Origin of the sequence: Anaerococcus obesiensis (assembly GCF_016599815.1) — a bacterium.
Lineage (GTDB): Bacteria > Bacillota > Clostridia > Tissierellales > Peptoniphilaceae > Anaerococcus > Anaerococcus vaginalis.
In genome coordinates this window covers 1602174-1620219 of sequence record NZ_CP067016.1, presented here as the reverse complement: position 1 = coordinate 1620219, position 18046 = coordinate 1602174, and the positions used below count along the sequence as shown (strand labels likewise).

The following is an 18046-nucleotide window of genomic DNA, read 5'->3' as shown; positions in this document are numbered from 1 at the left end:
TATGTACAAAAAATTTAAATGGTTTATCAAGTATTATAAGAAATATTATATCATTGGAGTTATATTTTTATTATTAAGTGATATTGTTTCACTATTTTTGCCATATATTATTGGAAAATTAATTGATTTAATATACAACAATTCAATTGATTTAAATAATTTTATTAAAATTATATCCTTTACTATATTTGTGGTTATTTTAAAATATTTTTTGGCTATGGGTTGGTCTTATAATGTTTTTAAGGCTAGTGGAAGCATAGAATATTTAGCAAGAAATAAGTTAATGAGAAAATTTTTAAACCAATCTCAAGAATTTTTCGAAAAAAATTCTACAGGATCTCTTATGGGAAAATCTACCAATGATATTTCTCAAATATCAATAATGGCAGGTTATGGAACTCTAGCACTAATAGATGCTACAATTCTTCCTTTTAGTATAATTTTGGTTATGGTTTTTACTATTGATTTAAAACTAACTTTACTTTCTATTTTACCACTACCTTTTATTGCTATTATCTATTTTAAAATAGGGGATAAGATTTATGATAAGTCAAAAAAAGTAAATCAATCCTTCGATAGGTTAAATGATAGTGTTTTAGAAGACGCTGAAGGTATAAGGCTTATTAGGGTTTTCAACATAGTTGAAAATAGGAGAAAAATATTTTATAAAAACGCTGATGAATTAGCTACAAACAATATAATTCTTGCAAAATATCAGGCTCTTTTAGCTCCTGTAGAAAGAATTATAACGTCACTTACTTTTATTATAGCAATAGGATTTGGCTCATATTTAATGAGTTTAGGAAAAATTTCTATAGGTCAAATTGTTTCTTTTACCTATTATTTAAATATGCTAGTTTGGCCAATGTATGCTCTAGGAGATTTTATAAATTTAAAAGAGCAAGCAAGCGCTGCTATGGATAGGATAGATGAAACTTTAAATTATAAAGAGGAAATAAAAAATACAGATAATAAAAAAAGCGTCAATTTCCCATTGGATATAAAATTTGATAATCATAATTTTAAATATCCAAGTTCAAAAGAAAATATATTAAACGAAATAAACTTATCTATAAAAAATTCTAAATCTTTGGGAATTTTAGGAAAAACTTCATCAGGCAAAACTACCCTGATTAAACAAATTTTAGACTTATATAAGGTTGATAAATCTGATATATATTTTAATGATGATATTTCATCAGATATTTATTTTAAAAGTTTTAAGGAAAATCTTGGGTATGTTCCACAAGAAAATATGATTTTTTCAGATACATTAAGAAATAATATATTATTTGCAAAAGAAGATGCAAGTGAAGAAGAGTTGAATTTGGCAATAGAAATAGCAGATTTTAAAAAAGATATAGCTGATTTTCCTGAAGGTCTTGAAACTATTACTGGCGAAAAAGGAGTTTCATTATCAGGTGGACAAAAACAAAGATTGTCTATTGCTAGGGCTGTATTAAAAAATCCAGAAATTTTAATTCTAGATGATGCTATGAGCGCTGTTGATGCTAATACCGAAAAAAATATTATTACGAATTTAAATAAATATAGGAGTAATAAAACAACAATTATAGTAGCTCATAGGATAAGCCAAGTGCAAAATTGTGATGAAATTATTGTTTTAGAAGATGGAAAAATTGTTGAAAAAGGAAACCATTATGAGCTAATGAAAAATGACAAATGGTATAAAAAACAATATGAAAATCAAATTTTAGGTGATATGTATGATTAAGGCAAATGAAAAGAAAAATTATAATAAATTAAAAACTTACGCATTAGATGAAAAAAAGTCTTTGCTTATTGGATTTATTTTTTCTTTTTTTCGAACTATACTTGAAATAATCGGACCTATGATTATTGCTTTTATAATAAATGATGTATTAAAATCTAAGCTTACACCACAAAGCTACAAAAAAATTGCAATACTATTATTTATATATTTTATCGTTTTTGTATTGTCAGGAATTTTATTAAACAGGTCTAGAGTTAATTTTCAAATTGCAGCCAATAAAATTGCATCAAAAGTACAAAAAGATGTCTATGATAAAGTATCAACTTTTCCAATTTCCTATTTTGATAATCTTCCTTCAGGAAAAATCGCATCAAGAATAACCAATGACACAAATAAATTAAAAACAATGTTTCAACTATTGTTTTCTGATATTATAAATTCCTTAATATTAATTATTGGTCTATATATAACACTTTTATTTACTGATACAATAGCAGCTTTAATGCTTTTGATACTCATGCCTATTGTGTATTTGATATTTAAAACTTATTTAAATAAAACTTATGCATATACTAAAGATATAAAAATCTATACTGCAGATGTTAATGCAAAAATTAATGAATATATTCAAAATATGGAAATCATTCAAGTTTTTAATAGAGAAAATTATATTTTCAAAAAATTTGATAAAATAAATAGAAAAATATATGATTTGAATATTAAATTATCCAAATTAAGATCTTATTCAGGTTATAGAGCTATGGATATTATTCAATTTTTAGCTATAATAATCGTACTTATTTATTTTGGAATTGGCTCAATTACAAATATATATTTTGTAACAATAGGTTCTTTATATATGGCAATAGACTATACAACTAAAATTTTCAATAATATCAATACAATAATTATGAGATTTGGAGATGTTGAAGATGCTCTAAGCTCAGCAAATCACATATTTGAACTTTTAGAAATGAAATCTATGGAAAAATTAGAAAATAAAAAAATAAATTTAGAAAATGACATTTATTTTGATGATATTTATTTTTCTTATGATAATGAAGATGTAATAAAAGGAATTTCATTTGAAGTTAAAAATGGAACATCCCTAGCTTTTGTTGGGCAAACAGGTTCGGGCAAATCAACTTTGATAAATCTGCTTTTAAATTTTTATTCCCCAAGAAAGGGAAAAATATATATAGGAAATACCAACATTAATAAAATAAATAGAGATTTATTGAGAAAAGATATGGCAGTTGTTTTGCAAGATGCTTTTTTATTCAAGGCTAGCATAAAAGAAAATATTAGCTTGGGAGAAAATTTTACAGACAAAGAAGTTATAGAATCACTAAAAAAGGTTGGTGGACAAAAATTATTAAAACGAGGTATTGACAGCAAAGTTTTAGAAAATGGATCTAATTTGAGCCAAGGAGAAAAACAACTCATATCTTTTGCAAGAGCTTATATAAGAGATCCAAAAATTCTAATTTTAGATGAAGCAACATCAAATATAGATACAGAAACCGAAAAAATAATTCAAGAAGGTATAAATGAATTAAAAAAAGACAGAACAACTTTTATAGTTGCTCATAGATTATCAACAATAAAAAATGTAGATAAAATTATTGTCCTATCCCACGGCAAATTTTTAGAAAGCGGTAATCACGAACAATTAATCCAAAATAATGGAGAATACAAAAAAATGTATCTAAAGCAAATGAAAGAAAAATAAATTTAGAAAAACTTTTTCGTATAAATATAGATTTATGATATAATTATTTATAGGATGAAAATCCTAATTACAGGAGGTGATAAAATGAATTTTAATCAAATTATTCTATCTGTCGCCTTCATAATATTAGCTTTTTTTATAGGCTATCTTTGTAGAAAAAAAATAGGTGAATCAAAAATTTCTTCTGCAGAAGAATTATCTGCAAGAATTATTGATGAAGCAAATAGAGATGCCGAATCTCTAAAGAAAGATGCGCTAATAAGTGCTAAAGATGAGATTTCTAAACGCAAAAAAGAAAGCGAGCAAGAAATTAGCAAAAAAAATAATGAACTTGCTACAAAAGAAGGTCATCTTTTAAAAAAGGAAGAGAGTCTAGACAAAAGATCCTTATTATTAGATAAGAAATCTGATGAAATCTCTAGTGACCAAAAAAAGTTAAAACAAAAAGAAGACAGAATTGAGAAACTTATCGAAGAACAAGAGTTGAAGTTACAAGATATTGCTGGGCTTACAACAAGTGAGGCCAAAGATATTTTACTTCAAAGCTTAAAGAATGATGTTGTTCATGAACAAGCTAAAATCATTAAAGAGTTTGAAGAAAAAACAAAAAATGAAAGTAAAAAATTAGCTTCAGAAATTCTAGCAACAACAATTCAAAGATATGCGGCTGATGAAGTAGCAGAAAGCACAGTTACAGTAGTATCATTGCCAAACGATGAAATGAAAGGTCGCATAATTGGAAGAGAAGGTAGAAATATCAGAGCTTTTGAACAATTATCAGGAACAGATATGATAATTGATGACACACCAGAAGCTGTAGTAATATCTGCATTCGAACCAATCAGAAGAGAAATAGCTAAAGTAGCATTAGAAAGATTAATACTTGATGGAAGAATAAATCCTTCAAGAATCGAAGAAATGCTAATGAAAGCAGAAGATGAAGTTGAACAAAGAATAATTGAAGACGGACAAAAAGCAATTGAAGAAGTGGGAATACACAATCTTCATCCTCAACTTGTAAGACTTGTAGGAAAACTTAAATTTAGAACTTCTTATGGACAAAATGTTTTAAAACATTCCATAGAAGTTGCAAAAATTGCTGGAATGTTAGCTCAAGAACTAGGACTCGACGACAAGGATGCTAAAAGAGGAGGACTATTACATGATTTAGGAAAAGCTATAGATCATGAAGTAGAAGGAACTCATATATCAATAGGAGTCGAAGCTGCAAAAAAATATGGCGAAAACAAAAATGTAATTAATTGTATTGAATCCCATCACGGAGATGTAGAAGCTAATTGCATAGCTGCAATCCTAGTACAAGCATCAGATACAATTTCAGCAGCAAGACCTGGAGCAAGGAGAGAAAGCTTAGAAAATTATATTAAAAGACTAGAAAACTTAGAAGAAATTGCTAATTCATTTGATGGTATAGAAAAAACTTTCGCTGTTCAAGCAGGAAGAGAACTTAGGGTAATGATAAAACCTGAAAAAATATCGGACGATCAAATGGTTGTAATTGCTAGAGAGATTGCACAAAAAATCGAAAATGAATTAGAATATCCTGGTCAAATAAAAGTTAATGTAATTAGAGAATCAAAAGCAATAGAATATGCTAAATAAAATTTAAGGAGAGGAAAAATCATCCTCTCTTTTTATTTGCTTTTAAATATATATTACAAATCCAAAACTTTTTCTAAAAATATTACAAATATATTGAATTTTAAACTAAATATTGACAATTATTACAAACAATATATTATTATAGTAATAACAATACAAGGAGTTTTAAATGAAACAAAATAGTAACAAGAATATAACAAAAATTACAAGTGGAGCATTAGTTTTATTACTTGCTAGTGGTGGATTGTTTTCTAATTCTTCTGCTAAAGATCTTGAATCCACTAATGTTGAAAAGGTTATAGTTGATAAAAAACTTGACTTAGAAGAAAAAGACAAAATCAAGGAAAATGAATCTATACAAGAATCAGAAAAAATGAAGAAGTTGAAAACACTGATAAAAACATTGAAGAAGTTTTAAATAATCAAAATGAAGATAAATCTGAGGAAAATTCAACTATCCAAACTCTTGTAGATAATATAGAAGATGATCAAACAAATACTGTAGAATCAGAAAAAGAAACTTTGGAGGAAAATCTTAATGAAGTTAAAAATCCTGAAGTTTCAGAAAATAATATAGAAAATTCTAAAAATGAAAATGAAAAAGTTGAAAATGTTGAAGATGTAAAAGAAGAAACTGAAGAAACTGATGAAGATAAGCTTATAGTAGATGAAAAAGACAATATTCAAGAAGAAAATATTGATAATGTAAAAGAAAATTTACCTGAAAATCCTATAAATGATAAAAAGGATGAAGAGCCTATTAGGGAAAAAGCTGAAGAAAATAAGGCTGTTGATAATAAAATAGAAACTTCTGAAAAAGAATTAATAAAAGAAGAAAAGTCTGTTATTGAGCAAAAAGAAGAAAAAATTCTAATGAAGCTTTACAAGTAGCACCTGTAATTAAAAAGGTTGCTGTAAAAAGTCCTGCATTAAAAGCTGCGCCTAAAGCTGTTTCTTACCAAAATAAATCTTCTAATAATGGAAAATATATAAATAACTACAATAATAGAAAAGAATTTCTTGCTATGCTTGCAAGCCATTCAAGTCTTGCTAAAGAATATAATATTTTCCCGGAAGTAATGATGGGACAAGCTATCCTTGAATCAGGATGGGGAGAATCTACACTTGCAAAATATAGTAAGAATTTATTTGGAGTAAAAGTTCCTAATTCTGAAAAAGGAAAAGGTAAAGGTCACGTTTACCTAACTAACGAAGAAATTAACGGTAAAAATATAAAAATAAAAGACGAGTTTAGAAAATTTGATACTTACGAACAAAGTATTAGACAATACCTAAGCTTACTAAGTGGTAGATATTATAGCAGTTTTGGTGTTACTAAAGCTAAAGATTATAAAGAACAACTAAGATTAATTAAAAAAGCTGGATATGCAACAGCTAGTAATTATGTTGATGCTGTTTTGAATGTAATTACTAGAAATAATTTATCTGCATTAGCTAATCAATATTTAAATTCAAATACAACAAGAGCTAATAATTCTGCTGCAAAACCAAATAACGCAAAGAAAAACTCTAATACTTTAGCATCTAATACATCTAATAAAAATATAAGTACAATTAAAACCGACAAAAAGGCTAACGCAAATAGCAAGCAAAGTCAAAGAGTTGCTAAAGCTACACAAAAACCAAGTGTTAAAGTTGCCGATACTAAATCAACTACAAATCCACAAAATATTCTTGCATCATCTACTAAATCTAAAAACTTTCAAGCGATAGCAAAATATTATTGTAGCTTCAACAGCTAACGCAGTAAAAAACCGGTTGAAAATATTCAGGCAAATAATAATGTAGAAATAATGAAACTAAAAAATCTAGCCCAATAAATAATAGAAAGAAATCACAAACTACAGATAATAATGTAAGTGCAACAACAAATACTACTTACAGCAACAGTAGTTCAAAAAATGTAAAAACTGGAATAGGTTCACTAAGTTCTATTTTAACCACACTTTCTGCAGCAAGTTTTGCTCTAATAGCATCTAAGAAAAGAAATAATTATTTAAATTTTGGATAAAGAAAATTCTTTATCCAATTTTTTTATTTATATATTTTTTCAAATTATACTGTAATGAATTGTTTAAATCGATTTAAAATTAAATCAATACTCAAATATAAAAATTCGATTTTTATTATTTATTTAGGAGTAGAATTGTATTAGCAAAAATATAAAATCGCTTAAAACGCAAAATACGACGTCTGATTTTTTAGAAATTTAATATATTTTTAAAATTTGTTGTAATGATTTATGAGTCAACTATAAAGCTGCTGTTTTTATTTATAATTTTATTTCCAAAAAGTTTTTATGCTAAATATTTTGAACAAAAATACTTTATTAGTGGAGAGGTTTTTTGATTCTAAAATTATTGCACAAAATTATTATTTTGTGCAATAATTGATATTTTTATTTTTTTCTGCTATAATGATCTTAGCACAAAATATTTAGGAGTTTTTTTATGACTAAAATAAAGTCCCCCTTAATTTTAAAAGATTATCTTTCCTACTTAAAATCTATTAGAGCCTTATCCGAAAAAACTATTAGTGAATATCATTATGACCTTATTAATTTTATTTCTTTTCAAATATTAAGAAAGGTTTATTTTGATGATAAGGAAAAATTTGATTATGATTTAAAAAAATCAAATTTTGATTCTAATAAAATTTTCAATCAATCTTTTATTAATGATATTAATATTCAGGATATGTATTCTTATATATCTTATTTGGATAACGAATTAAACGATAACACTTCTACTAGGTCAAGAAAAATTTCTGCTTTACGTTCTTTTTATAAATATTTACATCAAGAAATTGAAATTATCGATAATAATATAACAGAAAAATTAAGAAATCCAAAAATTCAAAAAAGACAACCTGTCTACCTCACTTTGAGCGAAACAGAACACTTACTTGAAATTGTTAGTCAAGAAAAAAATGAATTTCTAAAAAATAGAGATATGGCTATAGTTTTCACTTTTTTAACAACAGGCATGCGTCTTTCCGAACTTGTTAGTGTAGATTTAAAAGATATTAAAGATGATCATTTTTCAATTATTGGCAAGGGCAATAAAGAAAGAACTATATATTTAACTAAAAATTGCATAGATTTAATTGAAAATTATATAAAGATTAGGAAAAAATATTTAAAAGATAAAAAAATCGACGCTTTGTTTATATCTACTAGAAAACAAAGAATATCAAACAGGGCTGTTCAATCAACTGTTGAAAAATATTTAGAAAAAGCAGGTTTTGATACAAAAATCTATTCAACTCACAAACTAAGACATACAGCAGCAACTTTGATGTATAAGTATGGAAATGTGGATATAAGAGCTTTAAAAGACGTATTAGGACACGAAAGTGTATCAACCACTCAAATTTACACCCACTTGGATGATGAAGATTTGAAAAAAGCAGTAAACAAAAATCCTTTATCAAATTTAAAAATATAAAAAAATTCTTATCTATTAATATTAATTTTTCAAAGTTAGAATTTATAAAAAAATACTCAATCAATAACTAATTCTTATTGGTTGAGTATTTTTTAGTTTCATCACTTATTTTATGGAATTTATATCTAAAATTTTATTATCCACAAATTTTTCTAATACCTTCATCAAGGCAAGTTTTCCGTGGTATTTATTTAATCCTCCTTGCAAATAAACTGTGTATGGTTTTCTCAAAGGACCATCGCAGGATAGTTCAGAAGTAGCTCCTTCTACAAAGCCTCCTGATGACATTATAACAGGGTCTTCATATCCAGGCATTTGGTCAGCTATTGGTGTTAAATTGGAATCTACACTACAAGATTCTTGGATTGCTTTTGCAAATAATTCTAATTTTTCGCTAGAATGTAATTTTATAGCTTGGACTATATCGCTTCTTGGATCATCTAATTTTGGGATTATTTCATACCCTAAATCATCAAAAACTTTCGCGAAAAGAAGAGCAACTTTTATAGACTCAATTGTAGTTTTGCTTGAAAAATATAAACCTTGCAAGACATTTCGATTCATTCCAAAACTTAATCCTTCATCTTTTCCAATTCCAGGTGCTGTAAGGGTATTTGCACAGTATTCAATTAAATCTTTTTTTCCAGAAATATATCCGCCAGTTATTGCAATTCCACCACCAAGATTTTTAATTAAAGAGCCAGCAATTATATCTGCACCTATTTCTATAGGTTCTTTGATTTCTGTGAATTCCCCATAACAATTATCTACAAAAATAATTACGTCTTTATTTATTTTTCGAATTTCAATAATAGCTTTTTCTATTTCACTAATACTAAAAGCTCTCCTATTTGTATATCCTGTTGATCTTTGAATCATTACAAGCTTTGTTTTATCATCTAATTTCTCTTTTATTTTTTCATATTGGATTTCTTGTTCATTTTTTAATTCTAATTTATCGTATTTAATTCCTTTTGAAAGCAAATTTCCTTTTTTATTTCCTTCAATTCCAATAACTTGTTGTAAAGTATCATAAGGATCTCCATTTATTGATAAAATCTTATCTCCATAATTTAAAAGAGAAAATAAAACCAAAGAAATAGCATGAGTGCCGGATACTATATTTGGTCTTACAAGAGAATCTTCAGATTTAAAAATTGAAGAAAAAATATTTTCAACCACCTCTCTACCAATATCTGCATATCCATATCCTGTTGCAGAGTTAAAATGAATAGCGGAAAGATTATTATCGCTAAAAGATTTTAAGACCTTTATTTGATTGTATTCACTTATCTTATCTAATTTTTTAAATTTATCTTCTAAATCTAGATCTATTTTTTCAATATAATTTTCAATCTTTGTATCAATTCCATATAATTTATTGTAAATCATAAGTCTCCTTTACAATTTTTTCCATATTTTCCAAGATTTTTTCATCCATATCCTCATCCCTATAAATTAAATTAGAAAAATCATATTTTAAATATTTTTTCATCCATGTGATTTGCCTTTTGGCATATCGTCTTGTATTTTTTTTAATTTCACTTCTTAGCTCATCATAAGAAATTTCATTTTCTTTATAAGTAAAAAATTCTTTATAACCTATAGCCTGTAATGACTTAGATAATGAACTTAGTTTATAGTTTTTAACTAGCTTATCAAATTCATTTTCTAATCCGTCATTAATCATTTGGTCAACTCTAAGATTGATTTTTTCATAAAGTTTTGACCTATCCTTATAGTTTATAAAAAATAATATAGGATTTATATTTTTATTTAAATTTTTTAGACCTTTTCTTAATTCACTTGGTTTTTTTCCAGTTAATTTGTAAGTTTCAAAGGCTCTTATAATTCTTTGAGTTTCATTTGGATGATATTTTTTAGCTTCTATAGGATCAATTTCACAAAATTTTTCATACATATATTCATTTCCATACATTTGAAAATCTTTTGTAAGCTTATCCCTTAAATTTTTATCTTTTTTATTTGTTCCATAATTCATATCAAATAAAATTGAATCAATATAAAAACCCGTACCACCAGCCACAATAGGAATTTTATTTTTTGAATTGATTTCACTAATTAGATTTCTTGCCATATCCTTAAATTCTTGAACAGAATATTCTTCATTAGGATATTTTATATCAAGCCCATAATGTTTTATGCCATCCGTTTCGATTTTTTTTATTTTGTTTGTTCCTATATACATATCTTTATAAATTTGTTGGCTGTCAGCAGAAATAATTTCTCCATCAAATTTTTTGGCAAGTTTTATAGCAAACTCACTTTTCCCACAAGCTGTAGGTCCTGTTACAATCAAAACTTTATCTATCAAAATATTTCTCCAATTCATCTTCTTCAATCATAATAATAGTCGATTTTCCATCGTAAGTTTTATATGGATTATCACACTTATTTAATTTATCTATTGTAGCCATAACTTCTGCTTTATTAAGAATGTCTCCTTTTCTAAAGACATTTTTGTTTATTAGCTTTGAAATTTTATTTAAAAATAAGTTTTCATTTTTCTCATCAATATCTAATAAATCATAGAAAAAATTTTTATTTTCAGGTTCTTCAAATATTAAAGGAACAGCTCTAATTATCAATTTGTCATAAGAAAATTCCTCAATATCAAAACCCATTTTTTTGAAAATTTCTTTTTTTTCAAGATATTTATTATATTCTTGAAGATTTACTTTAATAGTTTTTGATTCAATTAATTGTTGAGAGGAAATTTTTCCATTATTAAAATTTTCTATATATTTATCAAATTTAATTCTTTGATCAGCTCTTCTATTATCAAGGATTAAAATTTTATCATTATAAGAAAATAAAGCATACTTATTAAAAATTGAACACTTATAAGAAAGCTTATCAATTTCTAATTTTTTTACTGTTCCAAGGCTTTTCTTATCGTAGTCTATATCTTCTATTTTTTCATTTTTTTCTATAAAATTTAATTCTGCACCTCTAAAGAAATCTTCTTCCTTTTTTGCTTGGTCTTTTGTATCTGGATTTTTTTCAAAATTATAGGAATTATCTTCCTCTTTTACCCTATTGTATGAATTTAAAATCTCGCTATAATCATCATAAAAATTCAATTCTTCTTTATTTTTTTCTGATACTTTAACTTCCCTAATATTAATATTTTCATATAAGATTTTAGATACTTCATCTTCTAATAAATCAATCAACTCATTTTGATATGTGAATTTAATTTCTTTTTTGTTAGGATGAATATTTACATCAATATTGTTAGAATTTGTTTCTATAAAGATAAAAAAAGCTGGAAATCTTTGACTTGGAATAAGTGTTCTATATTCATTTTCTATAGCCTTGCTTATATTCTCATTTTCAATAAGCCTATTATTTACAAAAATATATTGAAAAGACCTATTTCCCCTATAATAATTAACTTTTGAAATAAATCCATTAATTTTATAAAGAGAATTTTGAATTTCTATTTTGATAAGATTGTCTTTTAGATTCTCATCCAACAATTCAATAATTTTATTATCCATAGCTTGGTCTTTTAATGTATGAAAAATCAGCCTATTATCTTTTATAAATTTAAATGAAACATCATTATATCCAAGAGCTAATGCTTGCATTATTTTTGCTATTTTATTTGATTCATTTATATCAGATGATAAAAATTTACGTCTTACAGGAAGATTTAAAAATAAATCATAAACTTCTATACTTGTCCCCATATTTGTAGCTATAGAATTGTATGACTTTATATTTCCATTTTCAAAAATCAATTCTTTTCCTAGATTTTGATTTTTTGTTTTTGAAATTGCTTTTATATTTGCACAAGCAACAATTGATGATAAGGCTTCGCCCCTAAATCCAAGAGTAAATAAATCATATAAATCTGAGAAGTCTTTAATTTTTGAAGTTGCATGTCTTTTAAAGGCTCTTTTAAAATCATCCTCATCAATTCCTATGCCATCATCTGTAACTCTTATATAAGATTTTCCGCCATTTTTTATTTCTACAACTATATTTTTGGCATTTGCATCTATTGAATTTTCTACTAATTCTTTTACTATAGAAACAGGAGATTCTATAACTTCTCCTGCCGCTATTTTTTCTATTGTTTTTTTGTCAAGTTCTATGATTTTCATCATATCTCCTTTATATTATCAATAAGCTTATTAAGAATATTTATTGCTTCTAATGGGGTTAATTCATTTATATTTATCAAATTTACTTTATTTTTCAATTCATCAATTTTAATTTTATTCAAATCATCTATAGAAGATTTTATTATTTTGTTATTGTCTTTGAATATCTCATCACTTTCATCAAGTTTATTCATAAATACTTTTGCATTTTCTATTAAATCTAATGGTAAGCCGGACATTCTAGCAACTTCAATCCCATAAGACCTATCAGATTTTCCTCTAGAAATTTTTCTCAAAAAAACTAAGCTATCATTTTCTTCTAATATATCTATTTTTAAATTGATGACATTATCCAATTTATTTTCAAGAACTGTCAATTCATGAAAATGCGTAGCAAAAACTGTTTTAGCCTTCTTCTTTTTGCTTAAATAATCAACCAAGCTCATAGCTATTGATAAACCATCATCAGAGCTTGTCCCCCTCCCTACTTCATCTAAAATAATGAAGGACTTGTCAGTTGAATTTTTTAATATATTACTTACTTCATTCATCTCAAGCATAAAGGTTGACTCGCCTTTTGAAATATTATCGCTAGCTCCAATTCTTGTAAATACCTTATCACAAATACAAATACTTGCCTTTTCGCAAGGAACAAAAGAACCCATTTGAGCAAGAATTATAATTATAGCCATTTGTCGCATATAAGTAGATTTTCCTGCCATATTAGGCCCTGTAATTATTTGAATTAGATTATTACTTTCTCCGATGTCCGTATCATTTGAAATAAACTCATTTTCTTTAAGTTTTTTTTCAATAACAGGATGTCTGCCATTTTTAATTTTTATAATATTATCTGTAGTAATTTTAGGTTTACAATAATTATTTTCCCTAGCAAGTTTTGACAATGCATTAATAGAATCAATAATTGAAATTAATTTTGATAAGTATTGGAGTTTTTTGGTATTATCCAATATAAATTCTCTTATTTGACAAAAAATTTCATACTCAAGGTTATTTATCCTATCGCTAGAGCCCAAAATCAAATTTGAAAGCTCCTCAAGTCTTTCTGTAGTATATCTTTCTCGATTAATTAAAGTTTGTTTTCTTATATAAGTATCAGGAACTAAATCTAAATTTGATTTAGTTATCTCTATTGAATACCCGTTATTTTTATTGTAATTTATTTTTAATTTATTTATGCCTGTCTTTTCTTTTTGTTCATTTTCATAAGCAATCAAATCATTTTCTGCTGACAAAGAATCTTTTTTTAACTTATCCAAATCATCATTGAAACCTTCTTTGATAATTTCCCCTTCAGTAATTAAAACAGGTGGATCTTCAACTATAGATTTATCTAAAATATCATAAATATTTGAAACATCTGGAAGATTTTTTGAAAAAGAAATAATATCTTTATTATCAAGTCCTGCCAAAAATTTCTTAAATTCTGGAATATTTCTTATTGATGTTTTCAAAGAAATAAAATCTCTTGCATTAGCTCTTTGATAAGAAATTTTTCCAATAATTCTTTCTAAATCAAATATATCATCCAAAAAATATGAAACTTTATTTGATAAATCAGGGTTTAAAAAGAAAAATTCGACTAAATCTAGACGTTTATCAATTTTTTCTTTTTCGATTAGTGGTCTTTCAAGCCACATATTTAAAAGCCTTGAACCCATAACAGTATCAGCTTTATCTATTAATTTAAATAAAGAATTATCCTTACCTTTTTTATCAATATTTGAATGTAGTTCAAGATTTCTTCGTGTATTTGCATCTAACTGCATATAAGATGCAATATCTAAAATTTCAATATCATTTATATGAGCTAATTTTTCCTTGTGATAACTATAAATATAATCCAATAAATTTGAAATAGCTATTAAAGCAATTCTCATATTTTCTATTTTTTTGAAATTTTCTACTCCCAAATTTTTATATACATTTTCACTTAAACTTTCATAGTCCTTGCTATCGTCAATTTTATTTATAAGGATTTCTTTATTTAAGTTTAGATATTTTAAAACTTTTTTATTAGAAAAATTTGAATTTATTATTATTTCTGATGGAGAAATTTTTTCTATTTCATCTATTAGCTTGTTTGCACTAATGCTTTGATTATTTCTTATTTCAAAAGCCATTAATTTACCAGTTGAAATATCTGAAAAACAAGCGCCAATTCCGTATTTATTTTCATATATTGAAAGTAAAAAATTATTTTCTTTTTTATCAAGCGATTCCAAATCTATTATTGTACCTGGACTTATAACTCTTGTTATAGCTCTTTTTACAAGGCCTTTTGCCATTTTTGGATCTTCTACTTGATCACACAAGGCTATTTTAAATCCATTTTGAACTAATTTATTTATATATGTATCAATAACATGATGAGGAACTCCACACATAGGTGCTCTTTTGTCATGACCACATTCTTTTCCAGTCAAAGCTAATTGGAGATTTTTGCTAATAATTATAGCATCATCAAAAAAAGCCTCGTAGAAATCTCCGACTCTATAAAGTAATAGAGAATCCTCAAAGTTTTTTTTGACATCCACATAGTGCCTTAACATAGGGGTTAATTTATCATATTTAAAATCTGAATTCATATAATCACATCCTTTGATTATTATAACATATAGGAAAATTCATATAAAAGAAATAACCCATGATAAATCATGAGTTATTTAATATTTATTGATTGAATATTTTTTATCCATTTACTTGAATCTTTTTCTTGCTTGTCAACTATAAAAAATATGCCCAATTTTTTGTCATAGTCCATATTAGCCTTATTATTGATTTTATAAACTAATAAAACTCTGTTTACTTCAAGAGCAGTTTCCATACTCATATTTGTAGTGTGTCCATACCCATCCGAAAACTCAACTGTATTATTCAAATTAGGATTAATACCTTCTTTGTTTAGGATTTTTTCAATTGATACTCCCACAAGTTTAAATTCCTCTCCCTTAGGAGTAGTAAATTTCATTTCGTTTTTTCCCATTTTTCTTATATCTTTCAAAGACAAGGAATCTATTTCGCTATCATTATTTTTAATTACAATAATTTCATTATCATAATTAGATAATGACTTATTAGAAATATAACTTGCTAGCTTTGAAAATAAAAAGATTGAAATCAATAATACTATTACAAGTAAAACAAGATTGTATTTATTTTTATTATAAAGTTTTGAAATATTGTTACTTTTATTATTTCTCATTATTTTCCGGTTGAACCGAATCCACCTTCTCCTCTTTCACTTTCACATAAGTCATCAACTTTTTGAATTTCAACTTTTTCATAAGGTTGAACTACCATTTGAGCCAATCTTTCATTTTTTTTGATAACTTGTTCATTTTTCCCAAAATTATAAAAAAATAATTTTATCTCTCCCCTATAATCACTATCTATAATTCCTGTAGAATTAGCAAGCATTAATTGTCTTTTAACACCTGTAGATGACCTAGGATAAATGGCAACAAAAAAGCCTTCAGGAATTTCGATTTTTAAATCAGTAGGAACTTTGCCTACTTCTCCTGGCTTTATTATAATTTCTTCTTCATTTGAAGAATATATGTCCATACCAGCTGAATAAAAAGTCTTATATTCTGGTAATATATTATTAGTTTTTATTTTTAAAATTTTTTTAGTCATAATTTCTCCTATCTAATCGTCTTTTATATTTTATCATATATCAATAGAAATTTGAATTAAAAATACCAGTATAATTAAATATTCTAAGGGTGTATAATTAATTTATAGGAGGATAAAATGGAAAAAATAAAAAACAGATTTTTAAAATATATTGCAATAGATACAAGAAGTGACGAATCAAAAGCAAATTTGATAAAACCAACAAGCAAAGGTCAATTAGAATTAGGTAAAATTTTAAAAGAAGAATTAAATGATTTAGGTCTTGATGCCTATATAAATGAAGAAGGATTTGTTTTTTCATGCCTAAAAGCAAATACAGATAAAAACTTACCAAAAGTAGGATTCATTGCTCACATGGATACTTCTCCAGAAATGCCAGGAGGAATAAAAAATCCACAAATTATAAAATACGAAGGTGGAGATATAAAATTAAAAGAAAATATATTTATAAAAGAAAAAGATTTTCCATTTTTAAAATATTTAAAAGGAAAAACTTTAATTACAACAAATGGAGAAATGTTATTAGGAGCTGACGACAAGGCAGGAATTGCTGCAATAATGGATGCCATAGAATTTCTTATAAATAATCCACAAATAGAGCATGGAGATATAAAAATTGCTTTCACACCAGATGAAGAAATCGGAACAGGATGCGATAGCTTTGATGTTGATTATTTTGATGCAGATTTTGCCTATACCCTAGATGGAGGACGACTTGGAGAATTAGAATATGAATCATTTAATGCAGCAGAAGCAAAAATTTCAATAAAAGGCAAATCCGTCCATCCAGGTACTGCAAAAAACACAATGATTAACTCTATAAGCGTTGCAAAAGAGTTAGATGATTTAATAGGTCAAGTTCAAAGACCAGAGCATACAGAAGGCTATGAGGGCTTCTATCATATGATTTCAATTGATGGAAGTATTGAAGATACAAATTTAGTTTATATAATCAGAGATTTTGATAAGGAAAAATTCGAAAAAATGAAAAAATTCCTAAATGATTGTGTGAATTTCTTAAATTCAAAATATGGCAATATTATAAAAATAGAAATGAGCGACACTTACTATAATATGGGAGATGTTTTAAAAAATCATAAAGAAATAATAGATTATGCAAAAGATGCTATGGAAAATTTAGGAATAAAAGTAATAACACAACCTATTAGAGGCGGAACTGATGGTTCAAAATTATCATTTATGAATCTTCCTTGTCCAAATTTATTTACGGGTGGTTATAATTTCCATGGTATTTATGAATTGATACCTATTGAAGATATGAAAAAAGCATCTGATACAATTGTAGAAATTATAAAAGAAATATCAAAAAAATAAAATGGTTAAATTTATTCAATTGGGTATAGTAATAGTAAGATTCTAATTTTAAAATTTAAAAGGAGATTAAAATGACTGACGAAAACAGAATAAGCAATGACAACCAATACAGAGGAGACAAAGAACTTGATAAAAAATCAAGAGAAGCAAATAAAGCTGATGGTAGTGAATCTCTAGATAAAAAACATACTGCAGATCAAGAAAATTTAAGAAGTATAACTGATGAAGCTGACACCAACTCAAACGTTGGAGCAGAAGCAAGAAGAACAAGATCAGATTTTTCTGAAAATCCATCAAAAGATAAGTAAATTTAAAGGCTGTAAAATAATTACAGCCTTTTTTGTATTTTATCTAAAATTTT

At 26.0% G+C, this 18046-nt stretch carries 15 protein-coding genes; 9 read left to right on the top strand and 6 right to left on the bottom strand.

Going from position 1 to position 18046, the window contains the following annotated elements; genetic code table 11:
* Position 1: 1 nt before the first annotated feature.
* The 7 genes from I6H46_RS08205 to I6H46_RS08175 all read left to right on the top strand — a co-directional run bounded on the left by I6H46_RS08205 (position 2) and on the right by I6H46_RS08175 (position 8557).
* Complete coding sequence (locus tag I6H46_RS08205) at positions 2 to 1735, top strand: ABC transporter ATP-binding protein (RefSeq protein ID WP_019117661.1); 1734 nt, start codon at positions 2 to 4, stop codon at positions 1733 to 1735.
* Positions 1728 to 3467, top strand: a complete 1740-nt coding sequence (locus I6H46_RS08200; protein ID WP_019117662.1) for an ABC transporter ATP-binding protein — start codon at positions 1728 to 1730, stop codon at positions 3465 to 3467. The genes I6H46_RS08205 and I6H46_RS08200 overlap by 8 nt, the downstream gene beginning before the upstream one ends.
* Positions 3468 to 3551: 84 nt before the next feature.
* On the top strand, positions 3552 to 5090 hold the full coding sequence (gene rny, locus I6H46_RS08195) for a ribonuclease Y (RefSeq protein WP_200225793.1): 1539 nt from the start codon (positions 3552 to 3554) through the stop codon (positions 5088 to 5090).
* A gap of 169 nt (positions 5091 to 5259) precedes the next feature.
* Positions 5260 to 5508 (top strand): hypothetical protein, encoded by a 249-nt coding sequence (locus I6H46_RS08190; RefSeq protein WP_200225791.1) that lies wholly within the window; start codon positions 5260 to 5262, stop codon positions 5506 to 5508.
* A 104-nt stretch (positions 5509 to 5612) separates the two neighbouring features.
* On the top strand, positions 5613 to 5981 hold the full coding sequence (locus I6H46_RS08185; RefSeq protein WP_200225789.1) for a hypothetical protein: 369 nt from the start codon (positions 5613 to 5615) through the stop codon (positions 5979 to 5981).
* A gap of 134 nt (positions 5982 to 6115) precedes the next feature.
* Positions 6116 to 6853 carry a glycoside hydrolase family 73 protein gene (locus I6H46_RS08180; protein ID WP_200225787.1) on the top strand — a complete coding sequence of 246 codons (738 nt, stop codon included), beginning with the start codon at positions 6116 to 6118 and terminating at the stop codon, positions 6851 to 6853.
* A 708-nt stretch (positions 6854 to 7561) separates the two neighbouring features.
* Positions 7562 to 8557 (top strand): tyrosine recombinase XerC, encoded by a 996-nt coding sequence (locus I6H46_RS08175; RefSeq protein ID WP_019117665.1) that lies wholly within the window; start codon positions 7562 to 7564, stop codon positions 8555 to 8557.
* Between the two features lie 105 nt (positions 8558 to 8662).
* On the opposite strand, the gene I6H46_RS08170 is transcribed toward I6H46_RS08175, so the two are convergent.
* The 6 genes from I6H46_RS08170 to dut form a co-directional block, all read right to left on the bottom strand.
* Complete coding sequence (locus I6H46_RS08170; protein ID WP_019117666.1) at positions 8663 to 9949, bottom strand: methionine gamma-lyase family protein; 1287 nt, start codon at positions 9947 to 9949, stop codon at positions 8663 to 8665.
* Positions 9936 to 10892 carry a tRNA (adenosine(37)-N6)-dimethylallyltransferase MiaA gene (gene miaA, locus I6H46_RS08165; protein ID WP_019117667.1) on the bottom strand — a complete coding sequence of 319 codons (957 nt, stop codon included), beginning with the start codon at positions 10890 to 10892 and terminating at the stop codon, positions 9936 to 9938. The genes I6H46_RS08170 and miaA overlap by 14 nt, the downstream gene beginning before the upstream one ends.
* Entirely contained in the window at positions 10882 to 12693 is a 1812-nt protein-coding gene (gene mutL, locus I6H46_RS08160) for a DNA mismatch repair endonuclease MutL (RefSeq protein ID WP_040401569.1), read from the bottom strand. The genes miaA and mutL overlap by 11 nt, the downstream gene beginning before the upstream one ends.
* Positions 12690 to 15299, bottom strand: a complete 2610-nt coding sequence (gene mutS, locus I6H46_RS08155) for a DNA mismatch repair protein MutS (RefSeq protein ID WP_019117669.1) — start codon at positions 15297 to 15299, stop codon at positions 12690 to 12692. The genes mutL and mutS overlap by 4 nt, the downstream gene beginning before the upstream one ends.
* 74 nt (positions 15300 to 15373) lie before the next feature.
* Positions 15374 to 15916 carry a hypothetical protein gene (locus I6H46_RS08150; protein ID WP_019117670.1) on the bottom strand — a complete coding sequence of 181 codons (543 nt, stop codon included), beginning with the start codon at positions 15914 to 15916 and terminating at the stop codon, positions 15374 to 15376.
* The gene (gene dut / locus I6H46_RS08145) at positions 15916 to 16350 is read right to left on the bottom strand and encodes a dUTP diphosphatase (RefSeq protein WP_019117671.1); all 435 of its coding nucleotides are present in this window, start codon (positions 16348 to 16350) and stop codon (positions 15916 to 15918) included. The genes I6H46_RS08150 and dut overlap by 1 nt, the downstream gene beginning before the upstream one ends.
* A 117-nt stretch (positions 16351 to 16467) precedes the next feature.
* Here dut and pepT point away from each other — a divergent pair, with 117 nt between their 5' ends.
* Both pepT and I6H46_RS08135 read left to right on the top strand, forming a co-directional pair.
* On the top strand, positions 16468 to 17685 hold the full coding sequence (pepT, locus tag I6H46_RS08140) for a peptidase T (RefSeq protein ID WP_019117672.1): 1218 nt from the start codon (positions 16468 to 16470) through the stop codon (positions 17683 to 17685).
* 71 nt (positions 17686 to 17756) lie between these two features.
* Positions 17757 to 17993 carry a hypothetical protein gene (locus I6H46_RS08135; protein WP_019117673.1) on the top strand — a complete coding sequence of 79 codons (237 nt, stop codon included), beginning with the start codon at positions 17757 to 17759 and terminating at the stop codon, positions 17991 to 17993.
* The last annotated feature ends 53 nt before the right edge of the window (positions 17994 to 18046 follow it).

What these genes read in the sequence shown, in the direction of transcription:
- I6H46_RS08205 (WP_019117661.1), top strand. Translation starts at nt 2, where the DNA reads ATGTACAAAAAATTTAAATGGTTTATCAAGTATTATAAGAAATATTAT.
- I6H46_RS08200 (WP_019117662.1), top strand. Translation starts at nt 1,728, where the DNA reads ATGATTAAGGCAAATGAAAAGAAAAATTATAATAAATTAAAAACTTAC.
- rny (WP_200225793.1), top strand. Translation starts at nt 3,552, where the DNA reads ATGAATTTTAATCAAATTATTCTATCTGTCGCCTTCATAATATTAGCT.
- I6H46_RS08190 (WP_200225791.1), top strand. Translation starts at nt 5,260, where the DNA reads ATGAAACAAAATAGTAACAAGAATATAACAAAAATTACAAGTGGAGCA.
- I6H46_RS08180 (WP_200225787.1), top strand. Translation starts at nt 6,116, where the DNA reads ATGCTTGCAAGCCATTCAAGTCTTGCTAAAGAATATAATATTTTCCCG.
- I6H46_RS08175 (WP_019117665.1), top strand. Translation starts at nt 7,562, where the DNA reads ATGACTAAAATAAAGTCCCCCTTAATTTTAAAAGATTATCTTTCCTAC.
- I6H46_RS08170 (WP_019117666.1), bottom strand. Translation starts at nt 9,949, where the DNA reads ATGATTTACAATAAATTATATGGAATTGATACAAAGATTGAAAATTAT.
- mutL (WP_040401569.1), bottom strand. Translation starts at nt 12,693, where the DNA reads ATGATGAAAATCATAGAACTTGACAAAAAAACAATAGAAAAAATAGCG.
- mutS (WP_019117669.1), bottom strand. Translation starts at nt 15,299, where the DNA reads ATGAATTCAGATTTTAAATATGATAAATTAACCCCTATGTTAAGGCAC.
- I6H46_RS08150 (WP_019117670.1), bottom strand. Translation starts at nt 15,916, where the DNA reads ATGAGAAATAATAAAAGTAACAATATTTCAAAACTTTATAATAAAAAT.
- dut (WP_019117671.1), bottom strand. Translation starts at nt 16,350, where the DNA reads ATGACTAAAAAAATTTTAAAAATAAAAACTAATAATATATTACCAGAA.
- pepT (WP_019117672.1), top strand. Translation starts at nt 16,468, where the DNA reads ATGGAAAAAATAAAAAACAGATTTTTAAAATATATTGCAATAGATACA.
- I6H46_RS08135 (WP_019117673.1), top strand. Translation starts at nt 17,757, where the DNA reads ATGACTGACGAAAACAGAATAAGCAATGACAACCAATACAGAGGAGAC.